The 18,009-nt window shown below is 74.2% G+C and carries 13 protein-coding genes; 7 read left to right on the top strand and 6 right to left on the bottom strand.

Annotation, left to right across the window (positions count from 1 at the left end):
• Window positions 1–399: 399 nt before the first annotated feature.
• Genes IAG42_RS05245 through IAG42_RS05230 form a run of 4 tightly spaced genes read right to left on the bottom strand, consistent with a single transcriptional unit; the run spans window position 400 to window position 6,450 of the window.
• Complete coding sequence (locus IAG42_RS05245) at window positions 400–2,499, bottom strand: acetate--CoA ligase family protein (protein WP_188335839.1); 2,100 nt, start codon at window positions 2,497–2,499, stop codon at window positions 400–402.
• Complete coding sequence (locus IAG42_RS05240) at window positions 2,496–3,683, bottom strand: glutamate dehydrogenase (RefSeq protein ID WP_188335838.1); 1,188 nt, start codon at window positions 3,681–3,683, stop codon at window positions 2,496–2,498. The genes IAG42_RS05245 and IAG42_RS05240 overlap by 4 nt, the downstream gene beginning before the upstream one ends.
• Window positions 3,680–5,296, bottom strand: coding sequence for a 5-guanidino-2-oxopentanoate decarboxylase (locus IAG42_RS05235; protein ID WP_188335837.1), 1,617 nt, complete (start codon window positions 5,294–5,296; stop codon window positions 3,680–3,682). Before IAG42_RS05235 ends, IAG42_RS05240 begins: the two co-directional genes overlap by 4 nt.
• Complete coding sequence (locus IAG42_RS05230) at window positions 5,293–6,450, bottom strand: acyl-CoA dehydrogenase family protein (protein ID WP_188335836.1); 1,158 nt, start codon at window positions 6,448–6,450, stop codon at window positions 5,293–5,295. Before IAG42_RS05230 ends, IAG42_RS05235 begins: the two co-directional genes overlap by 4 nt.
• 213 nt (window positions 6,451–6,663) lie before the next feature.
• Between IAG42_RS05230 and IAG42_RS05225 the strand changes: the two genes are divergently transcribed.
• Window positions 6,664–7,845 (top strand): MBL fold metallo-hydrolase, encoded by a 1,182-nt coding sequence (locus IAG42_RS05225; protein ID WP_188335835.1) that lies wholly within the window; start codon window positions 6,664–6,666, stop codon window positions 7,843–7,845.
• Between the two features lie 172 nt (window positions 7,846–8,017).
• Window positions 8,018–8,251, top strand: a complete 234-nt coding sequence (locus tag IAG42_RS05220) for a hypothetical protein (RefSeq protein WP_188335834.1) — start codon at window positions 8,018–8,020, stop codon at window positions 8,249–8,251.
• 147 nt (window positions 8,252–8,398) lie between these two features.
• Here the strand turns inward: IAG42_RS05220 and IAG42_RS05215 are convergent, their stop codons facing one another.
• Window positions 8,399–9,415, bottom strand: coding sequence for an AraC family transcriptional regulator (locus IAG42_RS05215; protein ID WP_223205870.1), 1,017 nt, complete (start codon window positions 9,413–9,415; stop codon window positions 8,399–8,401).
• Between the two features lie 99 nt (window positions 9,416–9,514).
• Between IAG42_RS05215 and IAG42_RS05210 the strand changes: the two genes are divergently transcribed.
• The 5 genes from IAG42_RS05210 (at window position 9,515) to IAG42_RS05190 (ending at window position 16,024) form a co-directional block, all read left to right on the top strand.
• Window positions 9,515–12,073 carry an alpha/beta fold hydrolase gene (locus IAG42_RS05210; RefSeq protein WP_188335832.1) on the top strand — a complete coding sequence of 853 codons (2,559 nt, stop codon included), beginning with the start codon at window positions 9,515–9,517 and terminating at the stop codon, window positions 12,071–12,073.
• Between the two features lie 361 nt (window positions 12,074–12,434).
• Window positions 12,435–14,528: a sensor histidine kinase gene (locus tag IAG42_RS05205; protein WP_188335831.1), complete on the top strand. Its 2,094-nt coding sequence runs from the start codon at window positions 12,435–12,437 to the stop codon at window positions 14,526–14,528.
• Between the two features lie 113 nt (window positions 14,529–14,641).
• Window positions 14,642–15,076, top strand: a complete 435-nt coding sequence (locus IAG42_RS05200; protein WP_161300185.1) for a roadblock/LC7 domain-containing protein — start codon at window positions 14,642–14,644, stop codon at window positions 15,074–15,076.
• Window positions 15,077–15,078: 2 nt separating this feature from the next.
• Complete coding sequence (locus IAG42_RS05195; protein ID WP_188335830.1) at window positions 15,079–15,450, top strand: DUF742 domain-containing protein; 372 nt, start codon at window positions 15,079–15,081, stop codon at window positions 15,448–15,450.
• The gene (locus tag IAG42_RS05190; RefSeq protein ID WP_188335829.1) at window positions 15,428–16,024 is read left to right on the top strand and encodes a GTP-binding protein; all 597 of its coding nucleotides are present in this window, start codon (window positions 15,428–15,430) and stop codon (window positions 16,022–16,024) included. Before IAG42_RS05195 ends, IAG42_RS05190 begins: the two co-directional genes overlap by 23 nt.
• Before the next feature lie 7 nt (window positions 16,025–16,031).
• Here the strand turns inward: IAG42_RS05190 and IAG42_RS05185 are convergent, their stop codons facing one another.
• On the bottom strand, window positions 16,032–17,936 hold the full coding sequence (locus IAG42_RS05185; RefSeq protein WP_188335828.1) for a DUF2264 domain-containing protein: 1,905 nt from the start codon (window positions 17,934–17,936) through the stop codon (window positions 16,032–16,034).
• Between the last annotated feature and the right edge of the window lie 73 nt (window positions 17,937–18,009).

Here is an 18,009-nt window from a genome sequence, read left to right as displayed (position 1 = left end):
CAGGGTGCGGGCTGTGTCGGTGTGCGGCTCGCCGCGTGGGGATGCTGCCGGTCGGGGCTTGCGTCGTGGCCGGCCGCGCAGTTCCCCGCGCCCCTGGAATGCGGACCCTTCAGGTGGCATTCCCCCGATGAAGGCTGAGCAGCGTCTGTTGCTCGGCCTGTTCGCCTCCTGCGGTGCGCCATCCGCCGCCGACGCGGCCGGGCGAGGGAGCGCACCCAGTAAGGGGCGCGGGGCTGTGTCGGTGTGCGGCTCCGCCGCGCGGGCGTGACCAGCCGCACGGCGGGCCACCCGGGGAGGACGCTCGGCGTCTGCGGCGGGTCGCCGGCCGGGCCGGGACACATGGGAAGGGTCCCGCCCGGCCATGGCCGGGCCGGGACCCTTCATGCGCTGCGGTCCGTCTCACCGCATCGGAATGCCCCCCACGTCCAGGACGGCGTGCGCGTCCAGGGCCAGCGCGCCGCCCGGGTGCACCAGGAGCGGGTTGACCTCCAGTTCGGCCAGCTCCGGGTGGTCGGCCGCCGCCTGTGCCACGGCGCACACCGCCGCCGCTGCCGCCTCCAGATGGACGCCGGGCGCACCCCGCCACCCGGTCAGCAGCGGCGCGCGCCGCAGCCCGAGCAGCAGCTCACGCGCGCGTGCGGGCGTGAGCGGGGCGAGGGCCGAGGCCGTGTCGGCGTCGAGTTCGGCGGTGACACCGCCGGCGCCGACCACGACGACCGGGCCGAACGCCGCGTCCCTCCGCACCCCGACGATCAGCTCGTGCGCGTACGGCGGCGCGGCCATCGCCTCCACCACGTACCGCGCCGCGCCCGTCGCCTCCCGCATCCGTGCGAACGCGGCCCGCAGCGCGGCCTCGTCGGCGAGGCCCAGGGCCACCCCGCCCGCCTCCGTCTTGTGCGCGAGCCCCATCGCCTTGAGGACCAGCGGATAGCCCGTGCCCTCCGCCGCGCGCACGGCCGCGTCGGCGTCCTCCACGAAGGAGGCGACCGGGAACGACACCCCGTAGGAGGCGAGCAACTCCCGTACGTGCTCGTAGCCGCCGTCGTCGAGGGGGTACGCGGACCAGGTCGCCGGTGTGTCCTGGGGCGCGACGGGGTTGCACGAGGCCAGCAGGGCCGCGCCGGACAGGGCTGTCACGGCCTGCTCGACGCGCTCGTAGACGGGAACGCCGCGCTCGCGCAGCACGGCGAGGGCCGCCGTGTCCCGGGCCATCGTGTGGACGACCAGGTCGCGGCCCGCCGAGGCCGCCGCGTCGGCCAGGGCGTGGGCGACCTCGCACTCGCGCGCGGCCTGCGCCGGGTTGGCCGACGCGTAGTCACCGAAGTAGCCGGTCAGGACGACCGCGTCGGCGTCGCCCCCGCGCAGCAGGGCGTCCGCCACGCGCGCGTAGTTGCCCAGATCGGCTTCGCCCGCACCGGCCAGATCGACCGGATTGTCGCGGCCCGCGCCGGGCGGCAGCGCGTCGTCCAGGGCCGCGACCGTCTCCTCGGACAGGGTCGGCACCTCCAGCCCTCCCGCGGCGAACGCGTCGGCGGCCAGGGCTCCTTGGCCGCCGCTGTCGCCGACGACCGCCACCCGGCGCGGCGGAACCGGGCGCGCAGCCGCCCAGCCCGCGCGCAGGTCACGAGCCATCAGATATACGGCCGTATCGACGAGTTCGCCCGCCGAGGAAAGCAGCAGGGCACCGGCTTGCCGGCAGACGGAGGCGACGGTCGCGTACGGGCTGACGAGGGCGCCGGTGTGCGAGGCCGCCGCACGCCCGGACGCCGCACTGCGCCCCACGGTGAGGAGCAGCACGGGCTTTCCGGCCTCGTGCGCGGCGGCGAGCACGCGCGAGAGCCGCCGGCCGTCCCGGAAGTCCTCCACGTACGCGGCGATCGCGCGCGTGGGCGCGTGCTCGATCAGGGACTCCAGGGCGTCTGTGGCGTCGATGTCCCGCTGGTTGCCCAGCGACACGAAGCGGGAGAACCCCTGGCCCGCGCGGGCGAGATGCCGGCCGATCTCCAGGGCCAGGTTCCCGCTCTGCGACACCAGACCGAGCCCGCCCGAAGGGAAGTCGCCCCAGCTCAGCCGCAGCCGGCTGGTCGTGTCGACGACGCCCATGCAGTTGGGGCCGAGCAACCGGGCGCCGTTCGACGTGATCAGCTCGGCGAGGGCCCGCTCCTCGGCGGCGCCCGCACCGCCCGACGTGATGACGGTGAAGCACCGTGCCCCGGCCGCGAGCCCCTCGGCGACGACCGAGCGCACGTGCGGCGGCGGCACCGCCACGACCACGTGCTCGGGCGGCGCCGGCAGCGCCGCCAGATCGGGCAGGAACCGGGCGCCCTCCAACTGGCCGCCCCTGCGGTTGACCAGATGGACGGCGCGCCGGTCACGGCCGCTCAGCGCCCCGGAGGCGAGCCAGTAGCCCCACTTCTCCGGGTTGTCGGACGCGCCGACGACCGCGACCGAGGCCGGGTCGTACAGCGCGTCCAGGTTCACCGGCGCCGGGCCGGTCACCTGTACCACCCGAACCGCTCCGCGATGACGGGCAGCCGGTCGGCGACGATGGCGTGCGCGGCGGCGCGCGGCGTCGTGCCGTCGGCCTCCGCGCGGGACAGCATCTGGTCGATCAGCGCCCGCATGGAGCGCCGGATGTGCGCGAAGGCCTCGTCGGCGTCCGCGCCGATGTCACCGAACAGCGTCCACCACCACCAGGCGTTCGTCCCCGAGTTGACCACCACGTCCGGCAGCACGGTGATGCCGCGCCGCGCCAGCAGCTCCTCGGCGTCGGCGAGCACCGGCATGTTGGCCGCCTCGACGATCCAACGCGCGGTCACCCGCTCCTGGTTCCCGGCGTCGACCGCGTACGACACGGCGGCCGGCACCAGCACGTCGGCGTCGGCCGACAGCCAGGCGTCGCCCGGCAGTTCACGGTCCTCGTGGCGCAGCGCCGCCCGGTCCACGGTGCCGTACGCGTCCCGCGCGGCGAGCAGCGCCTCGACGTCGAGCCCCGCCTCGTTGACGATCGTGCCCTTGAGGTCCGCGACGGCGACGACCAGCAGCCCCGCCCGGGCCAGGAAACGGGCCGTGGCGCCGCCCATCGTGCCGAAGCCCTGCAACGAGACCCGGGTGCCCGCGTACGGCACCTCGGCCCGGTCGAGGGCCACCAGCACGGACTCGGCGACGCCGCAGCCGCCCACCAGCTCGTCCAGGCCGATGCCGTCGACCTCGACGGCGAACGCGTCGGCGAGCCGCGCGCGGGCGCTCGCCTCGTCGTCGAGCAGCGGGTACACGGCCTGGATCGACGAGACGAGCCCCGCCTCCTCCGCCGCCCGGTCCACGAGGTCCTGCGTCAGGCCGAGGTCCTCGCCGGTCGTCCAGAACGACTCGACGTACGGGCGCATCGCCCGCAGGTAGCGCACCAGGACGCCGTACGCCTCCGGGTCCCGCGGGTCGCAGTCGATGCCGCCCTTGGCGCCGCCGAGCGGGATGTAGCGGCCCTGCGGGTTGTAGTGCAGGGCCTCCTTCATCGTCATGCCGCGCGCGAGGCCCGCGACCTCCTCCAGGGTGCAGCCCGCGCGCATGCGCAGGCCACCGCTGGAGACACCGCGGACCAGGCGGTCCACGACCAGGTGGCCGGTGCGGCCCGTGACGTGGTCGGTCCAGGTCAGCTGGACCAGCGGGGGCGTGGGCGTGGTCATGCGGTCTCCTCGGGGACGGTGATGAGGGTGGGGCCCGGCACGGTCATGGCGTGTTCCAGGAGGCGGGCCAGCTCTTCGGGAGAGCGGGCCGTGGCGCCGTGGCCTCCGTAGGCGCGGGCGAGCGCGGGCAGGTCCACGCGCGCGTGGTCGACGGCGAGCGCGGCGTCGCCGCGGGCGTTCATCTCGTCGCGGATCTCGCCGTAACCCGCGTTGTCGAACACGACGACGGGGAGCGGCAGCCCCGACTGGGCCGCCGTGGCGAGCTCCTGGACGCTGAACTGGAGGCCGCCGTCGCCGCTGAGGGCCACGACCTGGCGCTCCGGACGGGCGGTCTTGGCGCCGATCGCGGCCGGCAGGGCGTAGCCGAGGGTGCCGAACCCCGTCGGGTGGAGATAGCGGGCCCGCGGGCCAAGGCGCAGGTGCGGCAGTGCCCCGTAGTAGCAGCACTGGGCGCTGTCGGAGGTCACGATCGCGTCCGGGGCGAGGACGGTGCCGATCGCGTCCAGGTAGGGGCGCCACAGCGCGTCACGCGTGCGTGTCTCGTCGTCGCGGGCCGTGCGCAGGGCGGCCGGCGCGTCGGCCGACTGCTCCTCGACCGGGGTGCGCCGTGCGGAGCCTTCGAGCGCGTCCAGCAGACCGCTCAGGGCCACCTCCGCGTCGCCCACCAGGGGGACGTCCGCCGGATGGTCGCCGTACATCTGCTCCGGGTCGACGTCGACCCGGAGCAACGCACCTTGCAGTGGAGGCAGTTCGGTCCACAGGTCGGCCTCGGCCAGCTCCGTGCCGACGGCCAGGACCACGTCGCGGGACGCCAGCCACTTCTGCACGGCGGGGCTGTGCAGCGAGACACCGAGCGAGAGCGGATGCCGTTCGTCGACGATCGCCTTGCCGTTCGCCGTCGTCGCCACAGGAGCGCCGAGCCGCTCCGCGAGGGCCAGGCACAGGTCGGCGGCTCCGCGCGCGCCGCCGCCGAGCACCAGCGCCGGGCGCTCGGCCGACGCCAGGAGCGAGGCGGCCGCCGCGAGCGCGGACGCGTCCGGGGCGGGCGGCGCCGCCGGGGGAGCCAGGAGCGCCGGCCCCGCGGGCGCCGGCGCGCCCAGCAGGTCCAGCGGCACCTCGATGTGCGCGGGGCGCGGCCGGCCCGTACGGAACACCGTGAACGCCCGCGCCACCGCCGCCCCGATCTCGGCCACCGACGTCACGCGGTGGCTGAACGCGGCGACCCCGCGCAGTGCGTCGGTCTGGCTGCGCATCTCGTGCAGCAGACCGGTGGCGCGGCTGGGATGCCGCAGCGGCATCCCCGGCGACACGACCAGCAGCGGCACACTGTCCGAGTACGCCTGGCCGACGGCCGCCGCGATGTTGAGCAGCGCGGGCCCCGTCGTGGTGATCGCGACGCCAGGGGTGCCCGTCACGCGCGCGTAGGCGTCCGCCGCGTAGCCCGCGCCCTGTTCGTGACGCGGGGCGACGTGGGCGATCCCGTGAGCCGTCAGGTGCCGGTAGATCTCCAGGTTGTGGGTGCCCGGGATACCGAAGGCGTGCGTGACCCCGTGCGCGGCGAGGGCGCGGACGACCGCCTCGCCGCCCGTGAGATGCTCCGGCCCGGCGGTCACAGCGACCTCGAGATGACGAGACGCATGATGTCCGAGGTGCCTTCCTCGATCTCCTCCAGCTTGGCGTCGCGCATCCACTGCTCGACGGGGCACTCACGCGAGTACCCCCAGCCGCCCAGCGTCTGCACGGCCGCCCAGGTGCAGTACGCGGCCGTCTCCGACGCGGTGAGCTTCGCCATGGCGGCCTCCGCCGTGGCGTCCAGACCGGCGTCGATCCGGCGGGCCGCGCGCCACGTCATCAGGCGCGACTGCTCGATGCGGGTGCGCATGTCGGCCAGACGGAACGCGACCGCCTGGTGCTCGACGATCGGCTTGCCGAACTGCACGCGCGTGCGCGCGTAGTCGCGTGCGTACTCGTAGGCGGCGCGGGCCACACCGGTGGCCGCCGCGCCCAGCACGGTGCGCGAGATGTCGAACGTGCGCATCAGGCCGACGAAGCCCTCGCCCTCCGCGCCGAGCCGCTGCTCCTCCGGGACGAAGACGTCGGTCAGGAAGACCTCGCGGCACACGATCGCGCGCTGGCCCATCTTGCGCATCGGTTCACCGAAGGTGAGTCCGGGGGTGTCCTTGCGCAGCAGGAAGGCGCTCACCCCGCGCGAGCGCAGGGTCGGCTCGGTCTTCGCGAACACCACGTAGAAGTCGGCCTCGCCGGCGTTCGAGATCCACGCCTTCTGGCCGTTCAGCACATAGCCGCCCTCCGTGCGGGCGGCCGCCGTCGTGATGGACGCGGCGTCGGAGCCCGAGCCCGGCTCGGTCGTCGCCAGGGACGTCATGGGGGTGTCGGGGCCGGCCAGCGGGGTCAGCCAGGTCCGCTTCTGCTCCTCGGAACCCAGCTCCAGTACCGGGTCGGCGAAGAAGCCGTTGGAGCAGAGCAGATTGCCGATGCCGAGGTCCCCGACGCACAGCTCCTCCTGGACGAGGCACTGCGTGAAGACGTCCGTGAAGCCGCCGCCCCCGTACTCCTCGGGAAGCATGAAGCCGGTGATGCCGACCTTGGCCGCCTTGTGCCACAGGTCCCAGGGCGTCTCCACGTCCGCCTCGTCCACGGCACGCGCGCGCGGGCGGATCTCCTCGGTCGCGAAGGTCCGGGCGAGATCGACCACGGCGAGTTGTTCGGGGCTGAGCGGGACCAGTTCGGTGGGGAGCTCCGACACGATGCCTCCAAGGGGACTGCCAAGCGGCTCTACTGAATCGTGAGTCAGTATCTGGAGCCTCGGAGAGCGCTGTCAATGGACGGGATACTGAATGATGGATCAGTTCGCGCGGGTGGGGCCGGAGGGGGTACGGGGACTGCGGACACAAGGGGCCCGGCGCGTTGTCGGTGGGGCCGCACATAATGGGAGCCTGATCGATCGTCGGGAGGCGCCGTGTCACGTTCGCTGAGTTCCGGACTGCGTTCGCTGCAGCCCGCATCCTTCGGTGCCGAGCCCGCCGGGGCGCGACTCGACCGCATCCGCAGGTCGCCGAACTTCTCGGACGGCTCGTTCCGCAACCCGGAGGGCGCCCGCACCCGCCCCGAGGGCTCCATGGTCGAGTTCGCGAAGGTCTACTTCCGCAAGGAGGAGCGCCTGCGCCGCGCCCCCTCCGGCACCGTCCCGGTGCACGCCACGACCCTCGCCGACCTGTCCAAGCCGCCCGCCACCGGGCTGCGGATCACCTGGATGGGGCACTCCAGCGTGCTCGCCGAGATCGACGGGGTGCGGGTGCTGTTCGACCCCGTCTGGGGCGAGCGCTGCTCCCCGTTCCCCTTCGCCGGGCCCAAGCGGCTGCACCCCGTGCCGCTGCCGCTCGCCGCGCTCGGCCCCGTCGACGTGGTGGTGATCTCGCACGACCACTACGACCACCTGGACATGCCCACCATCAAGGCGCTGGCCGACACGGACACCGTCTTCGCCGTGCCGCTCGGCGTCGGCGCACACCTGGAGCACTGGGGTGTGCCGGCCGACCGGCTGCGCGAGCTGGACTGGCACGAGTCCACGAAGGTCGCGGGCGTCACCCTCACCGCGACGCCCGCCCGCCACTTCTGCGGCCGCGGCCTGCGCAACGCGCAGCACACCCTGTGGGCTTCCTGGGTCGCCGCGGGCCCCGACCACCGCGTCTACCACAGCGGCGACACCGGGTACTTCCGCGGCTTCCAGGACATCGGCGCCGAGCACGGCCCGTTCGACGTGACGATGATCCAGATCGGTGCGTACTCCGAGTGGTGGCCGGACATCCACATGACCCCCGAGGAGGGCCTGCGTGCCCACCTCGACCTCCAGGGCGGGCCGGTCTCCGGGCCGATGCTCCCGATCCACTGGGCGACGTTCAACCTGGCCCCCCACGCCTGGACCGAGCCCGGCGAGGGCACGGTCACGGCGGCCCGCCGCGCCGCGGCCCGCATCGCGCTCCCGCGCCCCGGCGAGCCCTTCGAGCCCGCGGCGGAGACCCTGCCGATGGAGCAGTGGTGGCGCTCGGTCGCGGCGATCCCGCGCGGCGGCTGGCCGGTCCCGGAGCCGGCTCCGAAGGCGGGCACGGACGACCCGGAGGTGGCGGTGGCGGGGCACTGAGGCGAGGCCCGTCGCGAGCGGAAGGCCCGGCGGGCATGCGGGGCGCGAGCGGGCCGCCGTGCGCGCAGCGGGCAGCGGGCAGCGGGTTGCGAGGGGGCGCCGTGCGTGGAGCCGGGTGCGAGGGGGCGCCGTGCGCGGAGCGGATCGCGTCGCGGGGAAGCCGGGGACACGCATGACGGACGACCGCGTGACGATCAGGCTCACGGCCGACGAGGCGCTGGTGCTGTCGCACTGGCTGGAGAAGCTCCAGATGACCGATCTCAGCCGGGTGGTCGACGACCCGGCGGTCTGGGCACCCGTCCACCGGATCGCCGGCACGCTGGACAAGACCCTCCCCGCACTGTTCGCACCCGACTACGCCCAGCGACTCGAAGACGCCCGCGCCCGCCTCCGCCCGGAGGGCTGACGCGGGCAGCTACCGTCTCCGGGCCGCTCCGCCGTCGACCCGCGCAATCGGCAGAGTCGGCGCCACCTGTACCTCTCTGCGCTTTGCCACGGCCGCTGAAAGGGGCGGTTGTCGCCGATCTCCACAGGGCGAAGCCCCATGAGCGGGTCACTCGCCCGCACTCGCCCCTTCGGCCCGCACCCGCCGCGGTGACGCGTTCCACCAGCGGCGGGCGGCTCGGGACAGGGCCGACTGTTCGGCGAAGCCGAGGAGGGCGGCTATCTGGCCGATGGGGAGGGCCGTGGTCAGGAGGAGGCGGCGGGCCGTGTGGCGGCGGACGTCGTCGAGGAGCGCGCCGAAGGTGGTGCCCTCCGCTTCCAGGTGCCGCTGGAGTGTGCGCGGGTGCAGGGCGAGGAGGGAGGCCACCGTGCGGGTCGAGGCCGAGCCCGTGGCCAGGGACTCCTGGATCGCCGCCCGCACCCGTGCCGTCACCGTGTCCGTGACCCCCTGGGCCTGCTCGTCGAGGTAGGCGAGCGCGAGCCGGCGCAGGTTCGCGTTGACCCGGCCGGTCGGGCGGTGCAGGAGCGTGCGCGGCAGGCGCAGGGCGGCGTACCCCTGGACCCGGCCGATGTGCACGGGCGCGCCGAAGAAGGCCTCGTGCGCGGAGAGCGGCGCGGCCGGGCGGTACGGCAGCTCCACGCCGCGGAGCCCGTACGGCCCGCCGCACAGGAAACCGATCGTGCGGTGCACGAAGCCGAGCCCGCAGTCCGTGCCCTGCACGGGCCCCGCCGACGTCGCCGGACCGTACAGCAGCGCGCCCGTGCCGGGCTCCCCGGCCGGGTCGTCCCCGAGCGTCAGCGTCAGGGACCGGCTGTGCACGAAGAGGTAGCGGGACGTGCACTCCAGGGCGTCGCCGAGCGTCGGCGAGTGCTGCAGCGCCACCGCGAGCGAACCCAGCATCGTGATGTCCTGCCGCGTCGCCATCCGCAGCCCCAGATCGGGGCAGCGCAGCTCGTGCGCCGCGACCTCCAGCGCGGTCGCCACCGCCTGCTCCGGGATCAGCTCGTCATCGCTGTCCAGGGCCGACACCTCGAGCCCGGCGGCCCGTGCGAACCGGGCCCCGTCACCGCCCAGCTCACCCACCGTCGACCGGAAACCGCGCAGCGCGGCGGACCTGATGTACACCCCGAGCCCCCTGTTCCCCGACGGGCCGTGTCGCCCTCGGGCAAATCTATGTCGCGCTCGGGCAAGAAAAGGAGGGCCCCGCATCGGACACTGAGTGCCATGTCCCTCACACCGCTCTCCCCGGCCCAGGGCACGGACGCCGCGCAGCAGGGCACGCCCGCCGCCCCGACCGAGCACGTGAACGTCGTGATCGTGGGCGCGGGCCTGTCCGGCGTGGGCGCGGCCCATCGCATCCAGACGGCCCGCCCCGGCGCCACGTACACCGTGCTCGAGGCGCGTGAGGACCTCGGCGGCACCTGGGACCTGTTCCGCTATCCCGGAGTCCGCTCCGACTCCGACATGTACACCCTCGGCTACCCCTTCCGGCCCTGGCGCGAGGGGAAGTCGCTCGCGGACGGCGCCTCGATCCTGAGCTACATCAGGGAGACGGCCGAAGCGTTCGGCATCGACCGGCGCATCCGCTACTCCAGCAAGGTCGTCGGCGCCGACTTCAGCACCAGGACCAGCCGCTGGACGCTCACCGTCGAGGACCCCCGCGACGGCACCCGCACGACCCTGAGCTGCGACTTCCTCTACTCCTGCGGTGGCTACTACGACTACGAGCACCCGCACGCGCCCGTGTTCGAGGGCGCCGGGGACTTCCGCGGGGAGATCGTGCACCCCCAGTTCTGGCCCGAGGACCTCGACCACGGCGGCAAGCGGGTCGTCGTCGTGGGCTCCGGGGCCACCGCCGTCACCCTCGTGCCCTCCCTGCTCGAAGACACCACCGGACGGCAGGACGGCCGGAGCGGCAAGGCCGCCGCCCACGTCACCATGCTCCAGCGCAGCCCCACCTGGATCGGCTCCGTGCCGCAGCGCGACAAGCTCGCCGACCGCGCCCGCTCCGTGCTGCCCGAAGGCCTGGCCCACCGAGCCGTGCGCGCCAAGAACATCGCCTTCAGCACCGCCTTCTACCAGTACTGCCGGCGTCGCCCCGGCTCCGCCCGCAAGATCCTCGGCCGGCTCGCCACCAAGGGCGTCGGCGACGCCGGACTCGTCGCCGAGCACTTCACCCCGGCGTACGACCCCTGGGACCAGCGGCTGTGCGCCGTCCCGGACGGCGACCTCTTCAAGGCCGTACGCGCCGGCACCGCGCGCGTGGTCACCGACCACATCGACCGCTTCGTGCCCGAGGGCGTCCGGCTGCGCTCCGGCGAGGTGCTCCCCGCCGACATCGTGGTCACCGCCACGGGCCTGCGACTGCTGCCCTTCGGCGGCATCCGGCCGCGCGTCGACGGCAAGGAGGCCGATCTCTCCGAGCGCTTCATCTGGCAGGGCGCCATGATCAGCGGCATCCCCAACTTCGCCGTCTGCGTCGGCTACACGAACGCCTCCTGGACCCTGCGCGCCGACCTCACCCACCGCCTGGTCTGCAAGGTGCTGACCTGGATGGACCGCGAGGGCCACCCCGCCGTCGCGCCCCGCCCCGACCACGCGCTCACCCCGCGCCCGCTCCTCGACCTGGCCTCCGGCTACATCCAGCGCGCCGCCGGCTCCTTCCCGCACCAGGGCGACCGCAGCCCGTGGCGGATGCGGCAGAACTACGTGCTCGACGCGCTCACCACCCTCCGCACCGACCTCGCCCGCAGCCTCAAGCCCGTCACGGCACCAAATCCGGCCGCGGACGGCGCCGCCGACTGGCAGCCCGACCTCCTCGGCGAGGACTACGCGCAGCGCGTCATCGACCTGGGCCCCGACCCGGACGGCGAGGGCGACGCCCGCGCCGTCCTCGTCCGCCGCAGCGTCCGCCCCGACGAGCCGGTCACCGGCGCCGTCCTGTACGTGCACGGCTTCTCCGACTACTTCTTCCAGACCGAGCTCGCCGACTTCTTCGCCGCGCGCGGACTCGCCTTCTACGGCCTGGACCTGCGCAAGTGCGGCCGAGCCCGGCGCCCGGGCCAGACCGCGCACTACGTGTCCGACCTCGCCCTCTACGACGCCGAACTCGACGAGGCCCTCGAACTGATCGCCGAGGAGCACCCGGACCTGCCCGTCGTGCTCGCCGCCCACTCCACGGGCGGCCTCGTCGCACCGCTCTACCTGGACCGGCGCCGCCGCGCCGGACGCCCGACCGCGGTGAGCGGCCTGGTGCTCAACAGCCCCTGGTTCGACCTCCAGGGCAAGCCGTTCATGCGGGGACCCGTCACCTGGGCCCTGCGCGCCCTCGCGCGCGTGCGCCCCTTCCAGGCGCTCAACCTCCCGGGCGGGGTCTACGGCCGCACCCTGCACACCAGCGGCACCGGCGAATGGGAGTACGACGTCGACCTCAAGCCGCTCGACGGATTCCCCGTCACCATCGGCTGGCTCAACGCCGTGCGCCGCGGGCACGCCGCCCTGCACCAGGGCATCGACGTCGGCGTCCCGTCCCTCGTGCTGCGCTCCGACAAGACGCACTACTCGCTGCGCTACAGCGAGCGCAGCGACCGGGCCGACACCGTCCTCGACGTCCGGCAGATCGCCCGCTGGACGGCGGCCGGCCTCGGCGGCGACACCGCCGACGTCCCCGTCACCGACGCCCGGCACGACGTCTTCCTCTCCCTGCCCGGCGTGCGCCGGAGCGCGTACGAACACCTCGACACCTGGCTCCGCCTGCACCATCACGCCCCCACCCCCGACTGACCGCACCTCGACCCACAGCGGCCCCACCGCGACACCGCACCACCCGCGCCCCGCTCCGTGCACCGCACGGCGGGGCGCTTCGCGTCGTCTGCCTTCCGACAGTAGGCGCGCCCACTGACAATCCACCGCCCCCGGCCGACCCCCGGGGAGCTGGGCGAACGCCTGTCCGAAGTCATATTCGGACTGCCGTGCGAGGCCTCATACCAGAGCGGGACGTCCACCGCCGGAGTTCGGCAACTGCCCACCGCACATGATGCGTTCACAACTACCGTGAGTGTCCGCTGCGCGACGCCCGGTCGCCCCGCTCGTCGCCGCCGCGCCGCCCCACCCACCCCACGAGCACCGAGGACGAGGACGCCGTATGTCTCAGCTGCGCCAGCCGGCCGCCCGCGCGGACCGTCGCGAAGGCGGTCGGCACGGCAGGCCGACCGGCCGGGCCACGTCGCACCCGGCCGAGACCCACATACGGCCCCAACTGCTGCGCATCGCCGTCCTGCCGCCCCTCGCGGTCGCCCTCGCCTGCACGGCCACCGTGCTCTTCGCGATCCGCTCCACCGGCACCCGGCCCGGCCCCGAGCTGTGGGCCGTGCTCACCGGCGCCTTCGTGGTCACCGTCGCCGGCATCGTCATCGCCGCCGTCGCCGCGGGCCGCGCGGCCGCAGCCGTCCGCGACCGCCTCGTCGCCCTGCGCCGCACCAGCGCCCGGGGCCAGGCGGAACTGCGCGGCCTCGTCGAGCAGTTGCGCAAGGGCGAGGCCCCGCCGGCCCGCCGCGCCCCGGCCGCCGCCGCGTCCGACGCCGACGACTTCGACCACCTCGCCGCCGACCTCGCGCGCGCCCACGACACCGCCGTCTCCGCGGTCGTTCAGGCCACCCAGCTGTCCAGCCAGGCCGGCAGCCGGCAGAAGGTCGAGGTCTTCGTGAACCTCGCCCGGCGCCTGCAGTCCCTCGTGCACCGCGAGATCACCGTCCTCGACGAGCTGGAGAACGAGGTCGAGGACCCCGAACTGCTGGCCGGCCTCTTCCAGGTGGACCACCTCGCCACCCGGATGCGCCGCCACGCGGAGAACCTCGCGGTGCTCGGCGGCGCCGTCTCCCGCCGTCAGTGGAGCCACCCCGTCTCCATGACCGAGGTCATGCGCTCCGCCATCGCCGAGGTCGAGCAGTACTCCCGGGTCAAGCTCGTCCCGCCGGTCGACGGCACCCTGCACGGCCACGCCGTCGCCGACTGCATCCACCTGCTCGCCGAACTCGTCGAGAACGCCACGGTGTTCTCCGCACCGCACACCCAGGTCCTGCTCCGCGCCAACATGGTCGCCTCCGGCCTCGCCGTCGAGGTCGAGGACCGCGGCCTCGGCATGCCGGCCACCGAGCAGCACAAGATGAACGGCCTGCTCGCCGACCCCGACCAGGTCAACGTGGCGACGCTGCTCCAGGACGGCCGGATCGGCCTCTTCGTGGTGTCGCAGCTCGCCCGGCGGCACGGCATCACCGTACGGCTGCAGACCAACATCTACGGGGGAGTCCAGGCCGTCCTCGTCCTGCCCCAGGCACTGCTCGGCGCCGACGGCGACGACGCCCGCAGGAGCCCGCACGTGCGCCGGGCCGCGGCCGCCGCCACCGCCGACAGCGTCCTCGGCCCGCAGGCCGCGGCCGCGCACGAGCAGAGCGCCGTCGCCCACCCCGGCCTCGGACCCGGAGCGCACCCCGCCCCGGCCGCACTGGCCCCGGCGAACTCACCGGTGGCACCCGACACTTCGGCCCGCCCCGCCCCCGCGCACCCCTCCGGCACCTCGCACCACACCGATACGCAGGCTGCCCCCGGTACGTCACCGGTGCCCGGCACGCCGGACCACTCCGGCACGCCGAGCACACTGGAGGGCCCGCACCACGCCGGGACGCCGTACACCTCGGTCACCCCGCCGAACCCGAACGCACCACACACCCCGCGCACCCCGGAGGGCCCCAACACCCCGTCCGCACCCGGGACCCCGGCCACCCCCGTCGCCCCGCACGGTGCCGTCGCCGCCGTCCCCCGTCAGCCCCGCACCGCGTCACCGTCCCACGGCCCGGGCCACGTGCCGCTCCCGCAGCGCACCTCGGGCGACCGGCGCGCCACCCCGGCCGACGCGCTTCCCGGCATCCGGCCCGAGGACCGGCAGGGCACCGGGGAGCACCCGGCCGGCCCGCGGGTCCCGCCCGTCCCGCTCGGCGGCCAGGTGCGCGGCACCATGGGCCGCCCCCAACTGCCCCGCCGCAGAGCTCAGGAGCACCTGGCTCCGCAACTGCGCGGCGCCCCCGCCCCGCGCCAGGACGACGAGCCCGTCGGCCACGACCCCGGCCTGATGGCGGCGTTCCAGCGCGGCATCACCCTCGCCGAGGGCGCCGAGCCGCGCGACCTGTCGCGCGAGCCGCGACCGCCGTCCCCCGGCCCCGAGGGCGGTCACGGCGAGTGAGACACGCGCGCACCGCCCCGGCCCCGCGAGCGATACCCGGCGGGCCCCGCCCCGCCCCCGCGCTTCCCCCGACCAGCACCACACCGAGCAGTCCACCAAGGAGTCGATCCCCCATGGCGAGCGATGTGCCGACGGGTCATGTGTCCGATCTCGACTGGCTGATGAGCGGCCTCGTCCAGCGCGTTCCCCACACGACGAGCGCCGTGCTCCTCTCCTCCGACGGTCTCGTCAAGTCCGTCCACGGACTCGACGCCGACAGTGCCGACCACATGGCGGCCCTCGCCTCGGGCCTGTACTCCCTCGGCCGCAGCGCGGGGATCAGGTTCGGCGACGGCGGCGACGTGCGGCAGGTCGTGGTGGAGCTCGACTCCACCCTGCTGTTCGTGTCCACCGCGGGATCCGGCACCTGTCTCGCCGTCCTCGCCGGACGCGAGGCCGACGCGGCCGTCCTCGGCTACGAGATGGCCATGCTCGTCAAGAGCGTGCGCCCCTACCTGGTGACCGCGCCCCGGCAGCCCTCGGCCGAACCCACGGCGATGAGGAATTGAGGGTGGCGGCCCCGCAGGACGGGCCGTGGCTCGACGGTGCGGCCGGCCGGCTCGTGCGCCCGTACACGGTGAGCAACGGACGCACCCGGCCCACCACGGCGATGGACCTGCTCTCCCTCGTCATGGCCACCGGCACGACCCCGGTGGGCTACCTGGGCCCCGAGCACAGCGAGGTGCTCGACCTGTGCGTGGAGCCCACCTCCGTGGCCGAGGTCGCCGGCCACCTCCGACTCCCCGCAGCCGTCACCAAGGTCCTGCTCTCCGACCTCGTCGACTGCGGGGCGATCACCACCAAGCCCCCCATGTTCCACGAAAACCCCACTGACCGGTCCCTACTGGAGGCAGTGCTCGATGGACTACGACGACAGCTCTGACCTGTTCCCCACCGCGCTCAAGATCCTGGTCGCGGGCGGGTTCGGCGTCGGCAAGACCACCTTCGTCGGCGCGGTGAGCGAGATCGCACCGCTCAGTACGGAAGAGCTGCTCACCACCGTCAGCGCCGCCACCGACAACCTGGACGGCATCGAGAACAAGGTCGAGACCACGGTCGCGATGGACTTCGGGCGCATCACCCTGGACCCGGAGCACGTCCTGTACCTGTTCGGCACCCCCGGCCAGGAGCGCTTCTGGTTCATGTGGGACGAGCTCTCCGAAGGCGCACTCGGGGCCGTCATCCTCGCCGACACCCGCCGCCTCGAGGAGTGCTTCGCGGCGGTCGACTTCTTCGAGGAACGCGGCATGGGATTCATCGTCGCCGTGAACGAGTTCGACGGCGCGTACCGCTACGAACCCGAAGAGGTGCGCGCCGCGATCGACCTCGACCCCGGGGTGCCGGTCGTGCGCTGCGACGCGCGCATCTCCAGTTCGGGCATCCAGACGCTGCTCGTGCTGGTGCGCCACCTGCTGGCGCACGCGCCCGCGCCCTCCGGGTACGGGGCCCACATGTGAGCCGCGCCTACACGGTCACGACCTCGCCGTCCGGGAAGGTGACGCGCACTGCGCCGTCCCCGTCGACCGAGGTGGTGACCGCGGCGCGCAGGGCCCGCGGGTGGACGACGTCACGGGTCAGCGCCACCAGGCTCACATGGACGCTCGTCCCGCCCGGGTGGTCCTGCGCGCGCAGGTACGGGGTCGCCGAGCGGGGTCCGAAGGCGTTGGCCTCCACCTCGTGGGCGACACCCGTCTCCTCGTCCCACCCGTGCAGGGCGACGACGGCGCTCGTCAGGCCGTCGGCGGTGCGCGTGAGCGCCCAGCCGGGGCCCCGTTCCTCGTGCGGGCGGTCGGTGCCGGCGACGGCGTGACCGCCCTCGCGCACCGTGATCCCGGCGGGGGCCTGCACCCGGTGCACCCGCAGCTCCCACGGGCCGTGCAGCACACTCGTCGACTCGACCGGGAACTCTTCCTCGTGCCCCGGGAGTTGAGCCTCGTGACGGGACGAGGCGCGCCGGCCCTCGCAGGCGAGCGGGTGGATGCGGCGCCGGCGCGACGGTGTGCCGTCGGGCGCGAGCAGCGCCAGATGGTTGTCGACGGTGCGCGCCCAGGCGTGCGGGGCGGATTCGGGGGCGGTGGCGGTGGAGTAGGCGAGCTTGGCGTAGTGGGGATCGTCCGTGGCGGGCCCGTCGGACGGGTTGTGGTCGCTGCCGTGGTTGATCAGCCGGACGATGCCGTCGTGCGGGGTGCCGTGCAGGAGCCAGCCCGGCGCGGGCAGCGCCGTGTACTGCGTGGACTCCTCGACGGGCAGCGGGACTTCGCGTTCCGTCCACACGGGGTGGTCGGCCGGCAGCAGCAGCCCGAGGAATCCCTTGCTGGCCCAGTACGGGGAGGCGGGACCGGAGTACGCCTGGGTGGAGGGCAGGAAGGTGTCGTACCAGCCGAGCGGCAGCAGGCCGCGCTCGTCGGGCACGCCGCGCTCGACGAAGTGCCGGGCGGTCCCCGAGGCCAGGCGCCGGGTCAGTCCGGGGGCCAGCGGTGAGCAGTCCGTGAGCGCCCCCATCCACACCGGTGCGGTCGCCGCGAACCGGTAGGTGAGCGAGCGCCCTTGGTGCACGGGCGCCCCGTCGGCGCCGAAGAACTGCGGATACGTGCCGAGGAACGCGGCCAGCCGCTCCTTGTAGACCTTGGCGCGCCCGCCGTCGGCCTCGGGGCCGGCCATCCGCGCCCACAGGAGGGGGTACAGGTGCAGGGCCCATCCGATGTAGTAGTCGAAGTTGCGGCCGTCGCCGTCGGTGTACCAGCCGTCGCCGACGTACCAGTCCTCGATGCGGTCGAGCCCGCCGTCGATGTCGCTCTGGCTGTACGGGGCGCCGACGGAGGCGAGGAACTGCTCGGAGACGACCTGGAAGAGACGCCAGTTGTTGTCCCAGGTGCGGCCGCCGACGAAGCCGGAGAACCAGTCGACGACGCGCTCCTGGACCCGGGGGTCGAGCCGGTCCCAGATCCAGGGTCGGGTCTCGTGCAGCCCGATCGCGATCGACGCGGCCTCCACCATCTGCTGGGAGCAGTCGGTGAGTTCGGGCCAGGCCTCGGCGCCGTCACGCTCCGTGCCCGTTGTCAGACCCTCCGTGTACCTTTCGATGAGGTGGGAGATCACGGACGAGCCCGGCTCGTCCTGACCGCCCGCGCCCGCGATCCGGAAGGAGGCCAGCAGAAATGTCCGAGCGAACCCTTCGAGCCCGTCCGAGACGACGCCTGACCAGCTGGCCCGCCCCGGCAGCCGGTACTGGGCGAAGCCCGGAGTCGCGTACGGCAGCAGGGCGTCCAGCTGACGGTCGGTCAGGGCCTCCCAGTGAGCCCGGGTCCAGCCGGTCAGCGGGGAGCGGACACGGTCCGTGGGCGGCAGGGAGAAGTACGGGGCGGGCATGGCGGTTCGCTGGCTCCTTCGGCGGACGCGGACGGTGCGGTTCGTGCGGACGGTGGAGATCGGGCGGGAGCGC

This window comes from Streptomyces xanthii (genome assembly GCF_014621695.1).
GTDB lineage: Bacteria > Actinomycetota > Actinomycetes > Streptomycetales > Streptomycetaceae > Streptomyces > Streptomyces xanthii.
This window is presented reverse-complemented; position numbering and strand designations above follow the sequence as displayed.